The sequence below is a fragment of the Silvimonas iriomotensis genome (assembly GCF_014645535.1).
Lineage (GTDB): Bacteria > Pseudomonadota > Gammaproteobacteria > Burkholderiales > Chitinibacteraceae > Silvimonas > Silvimonas iriomotensis.
This window is the reverse complement of sequence record NZ_BMLX01000001.1, coordinates 1,026,781-1,041,686: the sequence shown is the minus strand read 5'-3', so window position 1 is coordinate 1,041,686 and position 14,906 is coordinate 1,026,781. Positions and strand designations below refer to the sequence as shown.

At 59.9% G+C, this 14,906-nt stretch carries 14 protein-coding genes; 3 read left to right on the top strand and 11 right to left on the bottom strand.

All coding sequences use genetic code 11. From position 1 onward, the window contains the following. Positions 1-20 precede the first annotated feature (20 nt). From IEX57_RS04540 to flgA, 10 genes are all read right to left on the bottom strand, one after another. On the bottom strand, positions 21-191 hold the full coding sequence (locus IEX57_RS04540) for a cbb3-type cytochrome oxidase subunit 3 (protein WP_188702760.1): 171 nt from the start codon (positions 189-191) through the stop codon (positions 21-23). 5 nt (positions 192-196) lie between these two features. Continuing rightward, on the bottom strand, positions 197-811 hold the full coding sequence (ccoO, locus tag IEX57_RS04535) for a cytochrome-c oxidase, cbb3-type subunit II (protein ID WP_188702758.1): 615 nt from the start codon (positions 809-811) through the stop codon (positions 197-199). Positions 812-836: 25 nt separating this feature from the next. Then, entirely contained in the window at positions 837-2,258 is a 1,422-nt protein-coding gene (gene ccoN, locus IEX57_RS04530; protein ID WP_188702756.1) for a cytochrome-c oxidase, cbb3-type subunit I, read from the bottom strand. A 197-nt stretch (positions 2,259-2,455) separates the two neighbouring features. Beyond that, on the bottom strand, positions 2,456-2,650 hold the full coding sequence (gene ccoS, locus IEX57_RS04525; protein ID WP_188702754.1) for a cbb3-type cytochrome oxidase assembly protein CcoS: 195 nt from the start codon (positions 2,648-2,650) through the stop codon (positions 2,456-2,458). Then, positions 2,650-5,118 (bottom strand): heavy metal translocating P-type ATPase, encoded by a 2,469-nt coding sequence (locus tag IEX57_RS04520; RefSeq protein ID WP_188702753.1) that lies wholly within the window; start codon positions 5,116-5,118, stop codon positions 2,650-2,652. The genes ccoS and IEX57_RS04520 overlap by 1 nt, the downstream gene beginning before the upstream one ends. Positions 5,119-5,253: 135 nt before the next feature. Further along, positions 5,254-6,177, bottom strand: coding sequence for a 4-hydroxy-3-methylbut-2-enyl diphosphate reductase (gene ispH, locus IEX57_RS04515; protein ID WP_188703468.1), 924 nt, complete (start codon positions 6,175-6,177; stop codon positions 5,254-5,256). A 2-nt stretch (positions 6,178-6,179) separates the two neighbouring features. Continuing rightward, complete coding sequence (gene lspA / locus IEX57_RS04510; RefSeq protein WP_229708709.1) at positions 6,180-6,659, bottom strand: signal peptidase II; 480 nt, start codon at positions 6,657-6,659, stop codon at positions 6,180-6,182. Next, on the bottom strand, positions 6,652-9,519 hold the full coding sequence (ileS, locus tag IEX57_RS04505) for an isoleucine--tRNA ligase (protein WP_188702747.1): 2,868 nt from the start codon (positions 9,517-9,519) through the stop codon (positions 6,652-6,654). The genes lspA and ileS overlap by 8 nt, the downstream gene beginning before the upstream one ends. A 100-nt stretch (positions 9,520-9,619) precedes the next feature. Next, positions 9,620-10,540, bottom strand: coding sequence for a bifunctional riboflavin kinase/FAD synthetase (locus IEX57_RS04500; RefSeq protein ID WP_188702745.1), 921 nt, complete (start codon positions 10,538-10,540; stop codon positions 9,620-9,622). A 100-nt stretch (positions 10,541-10,640) separates the two neighbouring features. Further along, on the bottom strand, positions 10,641-11,324 hold the full coding sequence (flgA, locus tag IEX57_RS04495; protein ID WP_188702743.1) for a flagellar basal body P-ring formation chaperone FlgA: 684 nt from the start codon (positions 11,322-11,324) through the stop codon (positions 10,641-10,643). 143 nt (positions 11,325-11,467) lie between these two features. Between flgA and IEX57_RS04490 the strand changes: the two genes are divergently transcribed. Further along, positions 11,468-12,991, top strand: coding sequence for a DNA recombination protein RmuC (locus IEX57_RS04490; protein ID WP_188702741.1), 1,524 nt, complete (start codon positions 11,468-11,470; stop codon positions 12,989-12,991). After that, entirely contained in the window at positions 12,988-13,371 is a 384-nt protein-coding gene (locus IEX57_RS04485) for a nuclear transport factor 2 family protein (RefSeq protein ID WP_188702739.1), read from the top strand. Before IEX57_RS04490 ends, IEX57_RS04485 begins: the two co-directional genes overlap by 4 nt. Here IEX57_RS04485 and IEX57_RS04480 read toward each other — a convergent pair. After that, a complete protein-coding gene (locus IEX57_RS04480; protein WP_188702738.1) occupies positions 13,368-13,637 on the bottom strand; it encodes a hypothetical protein in 270 nt (89 codons plus the stop codon). The genes IEX57_RS04485 and IEX57_RS04480 overlap by 4 nt on opposite strands. Before the next feature lie 223 nt (positions 13,638-13,860). On the opposite strand from IEX57_RS04480, the gene astA reads away from it, so the two are divergent. Next, complete coding sequence (astA, locus tag IEX57_RS04475) at positions 13,861-14,877, top strand: arginine N-succinyltransferase (protein ID WP_188702736.1); 1,017 nt, start codon at positions 13,861-13,863, stop codon at positions 14,875-14,877. Positions 14,878-14,906 lie beyond the last annotated feature (29 nt).

Genomic DNA, 14,906 nt, shown 5'->3' with positions numbered 1-14,906 from the left:
CCGCGCGGTAAGCTGTCTATCTAGTTTTGTCTGGACGACGACGGAGGCAGGTCATCGTCCAGGAGGGGCGCGCGGCCCGCTTCTTCCATCTCCGCCCGGGTGTTCTTGCTGAACGCCCAGATGATGAGCGCGACGAAGCACAGAAACCCCAGCACGGTGACGCCGATGCGCAACAAATCCTGCCATTCCATATGTCTTACCTCTTGTTCTTCAAGGCCAGACCCAGGCCTTGCAGATAGGCAATCACCGCTTCCATCTCCGATTTGCCTTCTACATCCTTGGTGGCACTGGCAATGTCCTGGTCGGTGTAAGGCACACCGACCTTGCGCAGGGCACGCATTTTGGCTGGCAGGCTTTCCCCGTCCACGCGGTTGGCCGCCAGCCACGGAAACGCCGGCATGATGGATTCAGGCACCACGTCACGCGGGTTCATCAGGTGGGCGCGATGCCATTCATCCGAGTAACGCCCGCCAACACGCGCCAGATCAGGCCCGGTACGCTTGGAACCCCACAGGAAAGGGTGGTCATAGACAGATTCGCCGGCCACGGAGTAGTGGCCATAGCGCTCGGTTTCCGCACGGAACGGCCGGATCATTTGCGAATGGCAGTTGTAACAGCCTTCACGCAGGTAGATATCACGCCCGGCCAGTTGCAAGGCGGTGTAGGGTTTGACGCCCTCGATCGGCTCGGTCGTGGACTTGGCAAACGCCAGCGGCAAGATCTCTACCATCATGGCGACGCTAACGGTCAGAATGGTCAGCAAGATCAGCCAGAAGACGTTTTCCTCGATCAGCTTCTGAATTTTTTCCATATCTGTTTATCTCCGTCTTGGCTGGTCAGGCGTGTGCAGGCACAGCAGGAATCTGCGCGTTCACCGGCGAACCGGAGGACGCTGTGCGCAGCGTGTTGTACAGCATCAGCACCATGCCGGAGAGGAACAGCACACCACCCAGGAAGCGGATGATGTAATACGGATGCGTTGCCTTGACCGCATCGATAAACGCGTAGGTCAGCGTGCCATCCGGGTTGACCGCGCGCCACATCAGGCCTTCTGTCACACCGGCAATCCACATGGAGGCGATGTACAGCACCGTGCCCAGCGTGGCGATCCAGAAGTGCACTTCGATCAGCTTGATGGACCACATCTGTTCGCGGTTGAACAGGCGCGGGATCAGGTAGTAGGTGGAGCCGATGGTAATCATGGCCACCCAGCCCAGTGCGCCGGAGTGCACGTGGCCAATGGTCCAGTCTGTGTAATGCGACAGGGCGTTGACCGTCTTGATGGCCATCATCGGGCCTTCAAACGTGGACATGCCGTAGAACGACAGCGCGGTAATCAGGAACTTCAGGATCGGGTCGGTACGCAGTTTGTGCCAGGCGCCCGACAAGGTCATGATGCCGTTGATCATGCCGCCCCAGCTTGGCGCCAGCAGGATCAGCGAGAAGATCATGCCCAGCGACTGGGTCCAGTCCGGCAGGGCGGTGTAATGCAGGTGGTGAGGGCCGGCCCACATATAGGTGAAGATCAGCGCCCAGAAGTGCACGACCGAGAGGCGGTAAGAATAGATCGGGCGTCCGGCTTGTTTGGGCACGAAGTAATACATCATGCCAAGAAAGCCCGCGGTGAGGAAAAAGCCCACTGCGTTATGGCCGTACCACCATTGCACCATGGCATCGACCGCGCCGGCGTAGACCGAATAAGACTTCCACAAGCTGACCGGAATAAACGCACTGTTGACGATATGCAGCAGTGCGACCGCCAGAATAAAACCGCCATAAAACCAGTTGGCGACATAAATGTGCTTGACCTTGCGTTTGGCAATCGTGCCAAAGAAGACCACGGCATAAGTCACCCAGACAATGGCAATCAGGATTTTGATTGGCCATTCCATCTCGGCGTATTCCTTGTTGAAGGTAATACCGAGCGGATAGGTAATGACGACAGCAAGGATGACGATCTGCCAGCCCCAGAAGGTAAAGGCGGCGAGCTTGTCGCTGATCAGGCGCACATTACAGGTACGCTGGACGACGTAATAAGACGTGGCAAAAAGGCCGCTGCCGCCAAAGGCAAAGATAACGCCATTGGTGTGCAGTGCACGTAGACGACCGAAGTGAAAATAGGGTCCGAAATTGAGTTCTGGCCAGGCAAGCTGAGCCGCAATCACTACCCCCACCAGCATGCCGACAATACCCCACACGACGGTCATGATGGCAAACTGCCGCACCACTTTGTAATTGTATGTGGCCTGGTTTTCCATAAGCGCTCCGAAAAAGCTCCAAAACAGCAAAAGTAAATCTGTCGTGCATGCCCGTGGGGTCGGGGTCGGACTCAAGTCCGCATATGCATTCTGAATAAATCTTGTGTCGGGAATTTAGCCGGGCGAGCAGCAGCTCAGCTTTGATGCAAATCAAACTGCACCATGGGTTCGGGCATATCTTAACGTGCCGTAACCTGTCAGTCAGGTGTTTTTGGGGTTTCTATCTCTTTTTTTGACGACACGGCATGGGCGGAGTCGTCATCCTGCAAAATCCGGTGCGCCGGGCCTTCCAGATCATCGAATTGGCCGCTGCGCATACTCCACCAGAATAGCGCACCAATCAGAAAAACCAGTAATACGGAAAGCGGGATCAGCAAATATAAGCTCTCCATCAGGCAAGCCCTTGATCCGCAGTCGTTTTTTTGTTGTGTTTCAAACGCCCTGGCGCGGCAAGGCGCAGGGCGTTGCCCACGACCAGCAATGAACTGGCGGCCATGCCCAGACTGGCGAGCCAGGGGGTCACCAGACCGCATACGGCCAGTGGCAGTGCTACAAGGTTGTAACCCAGTGCCCACGCCAGATTCTGCCGGATGACCTTGCGGGTTTTGCGGGCCAGCGCCAGTGCCATGGGCAATACATCCAGTTTGCTGTCGTAGAGCACGGCGTCGCCAGTGGCCTGCGCGATATCCACGCCAGAGCCCATGGCGACGGAGACATGGGCCAGTGCCAGCACGGGCGCGTCGTTGACGCCGTCGCCAATCATCATCACCTTTTTGCCGGATCGTTGCAGTTGCTGCATGACTTTGAGTTTGCCCGCCGGTGTGGCGCTGGCGGTGTGGCTGGCTATGCCCAGCGTTGCGGCAAGATCAGCCACTGCCGCTTCATGGTCGCCGCTGAGCAAATGCACGGTGTAGCCCTGTTTTTGCAGCGCCTGCACGGCGCCTGCGGCCTCTGGGCGCACTGAGTCGGCCAGGGTAAAACAGGCGATCCATTTGGTGGCGCAAGCCAGCCAGATGTGAGTGCCGGCAGGGGCGTCTGCCGGCACGCCCGGTGGCGCCGCAGCGCAATGCGCCGCGACAAACTGCAGCTTGCCGATGGTGTAGCCGGTGCCGTCAATCATGCCGGTGAGGCCGCCGCCAGGATGATTGGTGACATCCGTGGCAAATACCGCAGTTTCACGGCTGAGCGCGTGCGCCAGCGGGTGTTCGGAATGCGCTTCCAGTGCGGCGGCAATGCCGGCGGCGCGTTCAGGCTCGCCATACCAGACGGCGGTGTGGATCAGTCTGGGCTGGCCTTGCGTCAGGGTGCCGGTTTTATCAAAGACGATATCGGTCACGTCCGTCATGGTCTCCAGTGTGTGTCCGCGTGACACCAGCAGCCCGCGCAACGCCAGATGACCGGTCGCTGCGGTCAATGCCGCGGGCGTGGCCAGCGATAGCGCGCAGGGGCAGGAAATCACCAGTACGGCAATGGCGATCGGCAAGGCGTGCTGGGGGTCGTGCCATTGCCAGAATAGCCAGGTCAGCAAGGCAACGCCCAGTAGTACGGCGACGAACAGGCCGGAGATCTTGTCGGCAACCTGCGCAATGCGCGGCTTCTCTGCCAGTGCGCCATCCAGCAAGCGCACAATGCCGGCAAGACGCGTGGATTCGCCCACGTGGGTGGTCTTGATGATCAGCGGGGAATCCAGGTTCACGGTACCGGCAGTGACGTCATGTCGCTCCGCCTTGCTGACCGGTGCGCTTTCACCGGTGAGCAGGGCCTCATTTACGCTGCTCTGGCCCTGCAATACCACGCCATCGACCGGAATGATCTCACCCGGTTTGACCAGAACCCGGTCATCCGGGCGCAGATGAATGACCGCTACTTCTTCGATCTGCGCGTAATCAGGCGCGGTTTGCCGATGGGCAAACGCCGGCAACATGCCGGCCAGATCATCCAGCGCAGCACCCGCGCGGCGGCGCGCGCGGCTTTCCAGGTAGCGGCCGCCCAATAGCAGAAAGACAAACATCGATACGGAGTCAAAATAGACTTCGCCGTGGCCGGCAATGAGTGTCCAAGTGCTGGCGGCAAACGCGGCCAGTACACCGATGCTGACCGGCAAATCCATGCCGGCCCGACCGCGTCGCGCGTCGCGCCAACTGGAAACATAAAACGGCCAGGCCGAATACAGCACCACCGGCAACGTCAGCATGAAGCCGGCCCACTGCAGCAACCTGAGCCACTGCGGCGCGATATCCTCTATGCCATTGATGTATATCGGCACCGTGAACATCATGACCTGCATCATCGACAGTCCGGCCACCCACAGGCGGAACAGGGCGGACTTGCGCGTTTTGTCTGCCACCAGTTCTTGCCGGGCGCGGTCGTAGGGCTGGGCGTGATAACCAATATCGGCAACCGCCTTGAGGATGTCCGATAGCTGCGTTTTGCTGTTGTCCCAGCGTACGCGGGCACGGTGTGTGGTGTAGTTGATCGAGACTTCGCGCACGCCCGGCACACGGGCAATCTGGCGTTCGTTAAGCCAGATGCAGGCCGCGCAGCTGATGCCTTCAATCAGCAGGGCGGCTTCGCGCCCGTTGCTGCCATCGCCCGTCACAAAGCCTTGCTGGAGTGCTGGGTCATCGTACAGGCGCAGGCGTTCCTGCAATTCGGCAGGCAGGGGCTGGGCGCGATCGGCGGGTTGTTCGCGTTGCTCGTAATAGTCGGCCAGGCCGGCGTCGATAATGCTGCTGGCCACGGACTGGCAGCCCGCACAGCACACCGGGCGGGGGATATCGCGGTAGACGACGGTGTAATTCAGATTGCGGGGAACGGGCTCGCCGCAATGAAAGCAGGGCGCGCTGGCAATGTCATTCATGGTGACCGCAATTGTAGCGGCTCGACATGACGCTTGCACAAATTCTTACAGCGCAATCGGCGGGGTTTTTCTTGTTTTAAATCAAATAAAAACGCCGCAAAAAGCGGCGTTTTTAACTGGCGGTGCAAGGTCCGGTCAAACCAGACCCTTGGGCAGGGAAAACACGATGTTTTCCTCAAGGCCATCCATGGGCACCACGGATTGCGCGCCGAACTGCTGAATGCGCTGCACCACCTGCTGCACCAGGATTTCCGGCGCAGAAGCACCTGCCGTCAGGCCCACGCGGGCTTTGTTGGCAAACCATTCTTGCTTGAGTTCGGTTTCGTTATCCACCATATAGGCATCGATGCCCAGCGTGGTGCCAACTTCGCGCAAGCGGTTGCTGTTGGAGCTGTTGGGCGAGCCGACCACGATCAGCACATCCACATCCCGCGCCAGTTGCTTCACGGCATCCTGGCGGTTTTGCGTGGCGTAGCAGATATCGTCTTTCTTGGGACCGACGATCTCGGGGAAGCGGGCGCGCAGGGCATTGATGACCACTTGCGCGTCGTCTACCGATAACGTGGTTTGCGTCACGTAGGCCAGTTTCTCAGGCGCGCGGACATTCAGTGCCGCCACGTCTTCCGGGTCTTCGACCAAGTACATGCCGCCTGCATCAGACTGGCCCATGGTGCCCTCGACTTCCGGGTGACCCTTGTGGCCGATCATGACGATTTCAAAACCCTGCTCACGCAGGCGTTTGACTTCCAGGTGCACCTTGGTGACCAGCGGGCAGGTCGCGTCGTACACGGTCAGGCCGCGGGTTTCGGCTTCTTTGCGCACCGCCTGCGATACGCCGTGGGCCGAGAAAATCACCGTGTTGCCGGCCGGCACGTCTTCCAGTTCTTCTACGAAGATCGCGCCTTTTTTCTTCAGGTCTTCGATCACGTATTTGTTGTGCACCACTTCATGACGCACATAAATGGGCGCGCCGTATTTTTCCAGCGCACGTTCCACGATGGCGATGGCGCGGTCCACGCCGGCACAGAAGCCGCGCGGGTTGGCCAGAATGATCTGCATGCTCACAGCGTCTTCTCCCTGGTGTGCTGCGGGCGGGCGATCGAATCAATCACCAGCAAGGCAGCCCCGATACAAATGGCCGAGTCAGCCACATTGAACGCCGGGTAGTACCAGTTTTTCCAGTAAACAAGAATAAAATCAATCACATGGTGATAAGCCAGGCGATCGATCACATTACCCAGGGCGCCACCCATGATCAGCGCCAGCGCAAATGAAAAGCGCGTTTGCTGATGATGCTTGCGCAGCGTAAAGACAATGAATGCCGATACGCCCAGCGCCAGCGCGGTAAAGAAGTAACGCTGCCAGCCGCCGGCATCCGCCAGGAAAGAGAACGCCGCGCCCGGGTTGTAGGTCAGGGTCAGGCTGAAACAACCCGGAATAATGGCGTACAGCTCGCCAAACTGGAAGTGCGACTGGACGAGCAGCTTGGTGATCTGGTCGATCACGATCACCAGCGCTGCAACCACTAACCACTTACGCATGCTTGCGCACCTCGCCGGCACCAAAGAGGTTGTCCGCACAACGTGCGCACAGGCCCGGATGATCGGCGTGGCTGCCTACCGTCGGCGTGTAGTGCCAGCAGCGTTCGCACTTTTGCTCGGTCGAAGCGGCAACCGCGATCCGGGTTTCGTCACCACGGGCCAGCTCGGCTTTGGAGACAATCAGCACAAACTTCAGATCATCGCCCAGGCTGGCCAGGGCGTCGTACACGTCGCCCGTGGCGGTCACGGTCACTTCGGCTTGCAGCGACGAGCCCAGTTTGCCTTCGGCGCGTTGCACTTCGATTTCTTTCTGTGCCTGCGCACGCACGTCGCGGATCAGTGCGAAGCGTTGCTCCAGCGCTGCAGCATCTGCCGGCAGCGGTGCGCTGTGCAGCGTGGCAAAGAACACATTGTCTTCATTGCCCAGCGTTTCCCACACTTCATGCGCGGTAAACGACAGGATCGGCGCCAGGATGCGCACCAGGCCTTGCGTGATGTGCCAGATGGCGGTTTGCGCAGAGCGACGGCCCGCGCTGTCGGCCTTCATGGTGTACAGGCGGTCCTTGATGATGTCCAGGTAGAACGAACCCAGTTCCTCCGAGCAATAACCGTGGATTTCCTGCACGGCAGAGTGGAACTCGTAACGGTCGTACAGAGCCGTGACACGATCCTGGAAAGCCTGATAACGGGCGAGGGCGTAACGGTCCAGTTCCACCATCCCGTCCACGGCCAGCACGTCGGCTGCCTTGAAGTCAGAGATGTTGGCCAGCAAGAAACGCAGCGTATTGCGGATGCGGCGGTAAGCATCCGAAGTGCGCTTGAGGATCTCTTGCGACAGCGACATCTCGCCGGAGTAATCCGCGCTGGCGATCCACAGGCGCAGCATGTCGGCGCCCAGGGTGTTGAAGATTTCCTGCGGCTCGATCCCGTTGCCCTTGGACTTGGACATCTTGTGGCCGTTTTCGTCCACGGTGAAGCCATGAGTCAGCAGTTGCTTGTACGGCGCGCGGCCTTCAGTGGCGCAGCCAGTCAGCAGGGAGGACTGGAACCAGCCACGATGCTGGTCAGAGCCTTCCAGATACAGATCGGCCGGCCAGGCCAGTTCTTCGCGCTGGCGCAGCACGGCGTAGTGGGTCGAGCCGGAGTCAAACCACACATCCAGCGTGTCGCGCAGCTTGTTGTAATGCTCGGCGTCCGCGCCCAGCAGTTCAGCTGCATCCAGCTTGAACCAGGCTTCGATGCCTTCTTTCTCGATGCGCTTGGCGGCTTCTTCCAGCAGTTCGAGCGAGTTCGGGTGCAGTTCGCCCGTTTCCTTGTGCACGAAGAAGGTCATCGGCACGCCCCAGTTACGCTGGCGCGAGATACACCAGTCCGGGCGATTGCCGATCATGGCTTCCAGGCGGGCACGGCCCCACGACGGGAAAAACTCGGTGGCATCCACGGCGGCGTTGGCTTTTTCGCGCAGGGTTTTGCCATCGGCACCGGCTTTTTCCATGGCGATAAACCACTGGGCCGTCGCGCGGAAGATGATCGGTGTTTTGTGGCGCCAGCAATGCGGGTAGCTGTGCAACAGTTTTTCGTTGGCCAGCAGCGTGCCGGTTTCAGCCAGCAGCTCGACGATTTGCGGGTTGGCTTGCCATACGGTCAGGCCGGCAAAACGCTCAACGCTGGATTTGTAGCGCCCATCGTCGCCCACCGGGTTGTCTTTGGGCAGGTCGTACTTCAGGCCGACTTGCCAGTCTTCCAGACCGTGCGCCGGCGCGGTGTGCACAAGGCCGGTACCGGCATCGGTGGTGACGTGATCACCAAGAATGATCTTGCCCTGGCGCGCGTAGAACGGGTGTTGTAGCGGCAGGAACTCCAGCGCGGCGCCCTTGGCGTGGCCGACCGACTTGCTGCCTTCAAACCCGTAACGCTTGAGCGCGGTTTCTGCCAGTTCACGCACCAGGATCAACAGACCCTTGGGGGTGTCGAACAGGTCATAGGTCAGTTCCGGGTGCACCACAACCGCCTGGTTGGCGGGCAGCGTCCACGGTGTGGTCGTCCAGATCACGGCGTAGGCGTCTTTGCCATTCAGCGACGGCAGATCAAACGCCTTGGCGACGGCTGCGCTATCGAGCACCTTGAAGGCGACGTCGATGGCCGGAGAGGTCTTGTCTTCGTACTCAACTTCAGCTTCAGCCAGCGCGGAGCCGCAGTCCACACACCAGTGCACCGGCTTCTGGCCTTTCACCATATAGCCATTGGCGTGGATCTTGCCCAGCGTGCGCACGATGTCGGCTTCGGTTTTGAAGTCCATGGTGCGGTAGGGGTGGTCCCAGTCGCCCATCACGCCCAGGCGGATGAAGTCGGCCTTCTGGATTTCGATCTGCGCGGCGGCATACTGGCGGCACAGTTCGCGGATGAACGCCGGCGGCAGGTCGTAGGATTTTTCATCCAGACCGTGTTCCTTGCGATACGCCACGATGCGGGCGTGGATATCCGGATTGTTCTTGATGGCGGTTTTGTCGCCCTTGGCCAGTTTTTCGATCTGGTGTTCGATCGGCAGGCCGTGACAGTCCCAGCCCGGCACATAAGGCGCATCAAAGCCCGCCAGCGAGCGCGACTTGACGATGATGTCCTTCAGGATCTTGTTGACCGCGTGACCCAGATGGATCTTGGCGTTGGCGTAGGGCGGGCCGTCATGCAGGATGAACTTGGGGCGGTTCTGTTCCTTGGACCTGGCGCGCAGTTTTTGATAAATCTGCTGGTCTTGCCATGCCTTCAGAAAGCCGGGCTCGCGCTTGGCCAGATCGCCACGCATCGGGAACGGGGTGTCGAGCAGGTTAACGGGGTACTTGTTCGACGGCTTGTCACTCATGGTTGCTCTATCCTGGCTCGTGTAGCGGTATGGGTATCTGTGAAAACGGGTTCGGTGGACGACGGGTCAGTCTATGTACATGGGGTTGGTGGCGCCCGTCTCAACGGCGGGCAGCAAACCAGTCACGCGCATCGTCGCAATCCTTGTGGATCTGGGCGATAAGCGCTTCCAGACCGTTGAATTTGAGTTCGTCGCGCAATTTATGCAGAAAATTGACGCGTAAATGCTCGCCGTAAATCTGGCGTTTGAAATCGAAAATGAATACTTCCAGCACCGGCGCAGCGCCAGCGCCTTTCACCGTGGGCCGTACACCCAGGCTGGCCACGCCTTGATAAGTGCGCTCCAGTCCTTCGATCTCCACCACAAAAATGCCCATGGTCGGCGGGCGATTGTGCCGAATGCGGATATTGGCGGTCGGAAAACCCAGCTCGCGGCCCAGTTTGTCGCCACCCACCACGCGGCCAGAGATCGAATACGGCCGGCCCAGCAAACGTGCGGCCAGATCCATATCGCCCGCAGCCAGCGCGTCACGCACGGCAGTGGAAGAAATACGCTGGCCATCAAGCGTGACGGCGTCGATTGAACGCACGGTCAGTGCCGGGTTCTGTTGCAACAGTTCAAAGTCGCCTGCGCGCTGTTTGCCAAAACGGAAGTCGTGGCCGATCAGCAAGAAACGCGCATTCAGGCGCTGTGCAATGATGTTGTCGCGAAATGCCGTGGCTTCAATGCCGGCAAACTGGCGATCAAAGCGCTGCAGAATGACGTAATCCAGACCTTCTGCCGCCAGGATTTCCATTTTTTCACGCAGACTGGTCAGCCGGGTCGGCGCCGTTTGCGGCGTAAATAACTCGCGCGGATGCGGCTCGAAAGTCAGCAGGGCACTGGCCAGCCCGCGGCTGGCCGCTTCCTGGCGCAACTCGGCCAGCATGGCGCGATGCCCGAGATGCAGCCCATCGAAATTACCGATAGTCAGTGCGGTTGGCGGAAGGGCGGCGGCATTAACGCCACGGATTATGCGCATTGGTCGCAGCAAGGCATTCAAAACGGACAATTTTAACGCCTGGCGGCCTGTTTGTCAGGACGGGGCGCAGAAGGTCGCGGTGAAGGGCGGAGATTCGCGTTTATTCGGTAACCAGTACCGCGCCATCTGCCCGGGCAATGCCTTGCACAATGGTGGATGTACCGACGCGCACGCGCACGTTTTGCCCTTCGCTGGCGTTGTTCATGGCGTAGCCGTCGTTGCTGACTTCGATCTCGCCCACGCGCATGAGCACACGCACTTTCTGGCCCTGCTGGATGATGATGGGGGCGCGCAACATTTCCGAGCGAACCGCGCCGCCAGCCGCCACCGCGGTGGACAGCGTACGACCCAGCGCATTGGCAGGATCAAGGATTACGCTGCCTGGCAGCTGGCCCAGATCGCCCTGTTGCGGGGCCAGGTCACCGTCAGCCAGCTGGTGGCCAGCGGCCAGGGGTTTGGCGGCCACATAATACGTGGCTTGCACACTGATCTTGACCGGCAGGTTGACGGCCCACGTGGCGCCATCCACACAGGTCACCCGCAGCATGCTGTTGCCGGCCAGGCGATAACCCGGTGCGGCTTTGACATCCATGGCGTTGCAGGCGTCCAGCCGCAGGCGGCTGTCGAGCTTGCCAAAGCTGTAGCTGCTCTGGCCCTGATACTGGGACAACTGCTGGTCCAGCCAGGAGGCGGCATTACGCTGGACGGTGGCGAGATCGACTTGCCCGGCCGCAAGGGCCGGCACAGCCAGAAGGAAACCGAAACTAACCAGTAGGGTGCGCATCGCACGATTATAGCGTGCGACATACGGCGTGTGTCCGTTCCCGCTGGTGAAGGGGGCGTGACTTGCCTACAATCCGCTCACGACTGCAGGTTTGGCGGCGTGCAAGGTTCTGGTAATCCAATTGTAAACGGGTAACACAAGTAATGATCGATCTACTGTTTGGCGTAACAACCCTGGTGGCCTTGCTGGCCGGTGTGCTGGTCGTGTTCCGGTTGCAGCAACTGGCGCGAGTGCAGGAACAAGCAGTAGAAGCGCTGGCCTCTGAACTGAATGCCAGTCAGCGGGAAATCCTGAACCAGTTCCACACGGGTCTGGCGCGCCAGGCCGAGACCACACACACCGCGCTGACCCAGCACGCCAGTTTGCTCAATACCGCCATTACGCGATCGGGCGAGCAGTTGCGCGCCAATATGGGCGAGGCGTTTGATCGCCTGCGCAGTGGCGTATCCAGCGAACTGAACCAGACGCGCAGCGCACTGGAGCGCCTGCAGATCACCCAGACCGAGTCACTTTCTACCCTGCGTCTGGCGCTGACGACGGCCCAGGGGGAATCGCGCGAACAGATCATGCGGCAATTGGCCGAGATCTCTGAGTCGCTGCAATCCAAACAGGACACGCTGCGTGAAGAAGTGCTGGTGAAGCTGGCGCAGATGCTGGCAGAACAATCCCGACGCGAGATGGACCAGTTGCGTGAGGCGCTGGCCCTGACCAGTACGCAACTGACGCAATCCGTGGCGCAACTGACGCAAACCGCAGATACCCGCCTGGCCGAGATTTCCGGCAAGGTGAACGAGCGGCTGGATGAGGGCTTCAAGAAAACTAACGAGACCTTCGCCAACGTCATGGCGCGTCTGGCCACCATTGATGAAGCCCAGAAAAAGATTGATGGCCTGACCACCAATGTGGTCAGCCTGCAAGAACTGCTGGGCGACAAGCGCTCACGCGGCGCATTTGGTGAAGTGCAACTGGAAAGCCTGGTCCATAACGTGCTGCCGCCGCAGGTATACGAAATGCAAGCCACGCTCTCCAACGGCACGCGGGTGGATTGCTTGCTCAAACTGCCGGAACCGACCGGCCTTGTGGCGGTGGATGCCAAGTTCCCGCTGGAGAACTACCACCGCATGTTTGAAGCGGGCGAGGATCGCAACGCCGCGCAACGCGCATTCCGGGCCGACATCAAAAAGCACATTGATGACATCAGCAACAAGTACATCATCCCCAATGAAACCGCTGATGGCGCGGTGATGTTTATTCCGGCTGAAGCCGTGTTTGCAGAAATCCACGCCTATCACGCCGAGCTGGTGAATCACGCCATGAAGCAGCGCGTGTGGATTGTCTCGCCCACCACGCTGATGGCCGTCCTTAACACCGCCCGCGCCGTGATCAAGGACGTGGAAACCCGCAAGCAGGTGCACATCATCAAAGAAGCGCTGGGGCGCCTGGGTACCGAGTTCGCGCGTTTTGACGATCGCATGAAAAAACTGGCCACCCACATCCGCCAGGCGCATGAAGACGCCCAGAACGTGGCCATTACCAGCGAGAAAATCTCCCGCCGCTTTGAGGAGATCGAGCAGGTGCGGCTGGATGAGCCGCTGCTGGAGCAAGGTGCCATGCCGCGCCAGACCAGCCTGCCGGAACTGCAGGAAGCCTTGCAGGACGAAGAATGATGCAGGGTGCAGAAGCGCTGGTACGCGAATTCTGGCAACTGATGCAGACCAATGATTTTGATGCTGTTGGCGCGGTGCTGGCGGATGACTTTGTGGTGGAGTGGCCGCAATCATCCGAGCTGATTCGCGGGCGGGCCAATTTTGCCGGGCTGAACCGGGAATACCCCGCCCACGGGCACTGGCAGTTTGTATTGAACCGGCTGGTGGCAGGTGTCGATCAGGTGGTGACCGACGTCTCGATTACCGATGGCGTACAACAGGCACGCGCCGTTTCGTTTTTCACTATCACTGACCAGCGCATCAGCAAACTGGTCGAGTACTGGCCAGAACCCTACGCCGCCCCCGCCAACCGGGCGCACTGGGTTGAAGCACTGGCCTAACGCGCGGCCTTGTCGCGCCAGAGCGAGGCACCGCACTGCTGGCAGGCGTAGACCGAGTAAGTGGCGGTGCTGCGCGCCGGATGCAAGGCAATGCGCGTGTGGCCGCACAGATAGCAACACAGCAAACCGCCCTGCAGCTGGCGGGCGTGGCGCAATGCATAGGCGGCCTTGGAGGGCAGTCTGTCGCGATGGAACGACGGCCCCCAGCGATAAGCGAGGGCGGCGACAATGATCAGAATGGTCAAACCCGTGATCAGATGGATCATGAAGGGTGTTTGATCTGGCTGGTTGGCATGCGTTGGGAAGGGGACGGCTGACCGCGCGCCAATTGTTGCAGCTTCATCGTGGGCGGCAAAGCACAGACTGCAGAGTGTCTTGCATTTGCTTCAACTGCCCGCATCTGACTGTGCGCCGCACGTTCCACAAGAACCCCGGCAACCCATGCGGGCCGCATCCGACGTGCCTGAAGACAGACCCAAAGGACACACCATGCGTATCCGCTTTTTGCGGCACAGCGACTTTCACCGCCTGTTTGACCTGGCCAACAAGGCCGGCGTGGGCGTCACCACCCTGCAACCCAATGCAGAGCGCCTGCAATCGCGCATTGCGGCCAGCATGGCGGCCGTCGCGGGCGAGCCCAGGCTGGGTGATGCCAGCTATTTCTTTGCGCTGGAGGACGAAACCACCGGGCAACTGGTTGGTACGTCAGGCATTGAATCGGCCGTGGGCATGCGTGACACCTGGTACAACTATCGCGTTGGCCTTACGGTGCATACCTCGCGTGAGCTGGATATCTACAAGCAGCTGACCACCTTGTTTCTGAGTTCCGATCTGACGGGCTCGTCTGAATTGTGCTCGCTGTTCTTGCTGCCAGAGCATCGCGGTAACGGCAATGGCGGCTTGTTGTCCAAATCACGCTTTCTGTTCATGGCGGAGTTCCCGCACCGTTTTGCCGAGCGCGTCATTGCAGAAATGCGCGGCGTGTCAGATGACGCGGGCCGTTCGCCATTCTGGGAGAGCCTTGGCCGGCACTTCTTCAAAATGGACTTCGCCCGCGCGGATTTTCTCTCTTACGTTGGCAATAAATCGTTTATTGCCGAATTGATGCCCAGCTATCCGATCTACACCTGCCTGTTGTCGGAAGAAGCCCAGGCGGCCGTCGCGGAAGTGCACCCGGCCACGCGGCCGGCCCGCAAGCTGCTGGAAACAGAGGGCTTTCGCTATCGCGGCTACGTGGATATTTTTGATGCGGGCCCCAGTCTGGAGAGTGCGCTGCACGATATCCGCGCGGTGCGTGACAGCCAGGTGTACAAGGCGCTGGCGGTCAAGGCGCAGCCGCAAGAGGGCGAGTCGTGGCTGGTCAGCAACCGCAAGCTGCAGGATTTTCGCTGCGTGCTGGCCATGACGCACCCACTGGATGGCGCACTGCCACTGACTGACGATGTCTTGCAGCGGCTGGAGATTGCCGATGGCGATAGCGTGCGCGCAGTCAGGCTGGCGCCGTAACTGCGCGTTGTAGTGCGACCGGAAATGCA

Excerpts from the sequence above, each read along its gene's own strand:
- IEX57_RS04540 (WP_188702760.1), bottom strand. The coding sequence starts at position 191 with ATGGAATGGCAGGATTTGTTGCGCATCGGCGTCACCGTGCTGGGGTTT.
- ccoO (WP_188702758.1), bottom strand. The coding sequence starts at position 811 with ATGGAAAAAATTCAGAAGCTGATCGAGGAAAACGTCTTCTGGCTGATC.
- ccoN (WP_188702756.1), bottom strand. The coding sequence starts at position 2,258 with ATGGAAAACCAGGCCACATACAATTACAAAGTGGTGCGGCAGTTTGCC.
- ccoS (WP_188702754.1), bottom strand. The coding sequence starts at position 2,650 with ATGGAGAGCTTATATTTGCTGATCCCGCTTTCCGTATTACTGGTTTTT.
- IEX57_RS04520 (WP_188702753.1), bottom strand. The coding sequence starts at position 5,118 with ATGAATGACATTGCCAGCGCGCCCTGCTTTCATTGCGGCGAGCCCGTT.
- ispH (WP_188703468.1), bottom strand. The coding sequence starts at position 6,177 with ATGCAGATCATTCTGGCCAACCCGCGCGGCTTCTGTGCCGGCGTGGAC.
- lspA (WP_229708709.1), bottom strand. The coding sequence starts at position 6,659 with ATGCGTAAGTGGTTAGTGGTTGCAGCGCTGGTGATCGTGATCGACCAG.
- ileS (WP_188702747.1), bottom strand. The coding sequence starts at position 9,519 with ATGAGTGACAAGCCGTCGAACAAGTACCCCGTTAACCTGCTCGACACC.
- IEX57_RS04500 (WP_188702745.1), bottom strand. The coding sequence starts at position 10,540 with ATGCGCATAATCCGTGGCGTTAATGCCGCCGCCCTTCCGCCAACCGCA.
- flgA (WP_188702743.1), bottom strand. The coding sequence starts at position 11,324 with ATGCGCACCCTACTGGTTAGTTTCGGTTTCCTTCTGGCTGTGCCGGCC.
- IEX57_RS04490 (WP_188702741.1), top strand. The coding sequence starts at position 11,468 with ATGATCGATCTACTGTTTGGCGTAACAACCCTGGTGGCCTTGCTGGCC.
- IEX57_RS04485 (WP_188702739.1), top strand. The coding sequence starts at position 12,988 with ATGATGCAGGGTGCAGAAGCGCTGGTACGCGAATTCTGGCAACTGATG.
- IEX57_RS04480 (WP_188702738.1), bottom strand. The coding sequence starts at position 13,637 with ATGATCCATCTGATCACGGGTTTGACCATTCTGATCATTGTCGCCGCC.
- astA (WP_188702736.1), top strand. The coding sequence starts at position 13,861 with ATGCGTATCCGCTTTTTGCGGCACAGCGACTTTCACCGCCTGTTTGAC.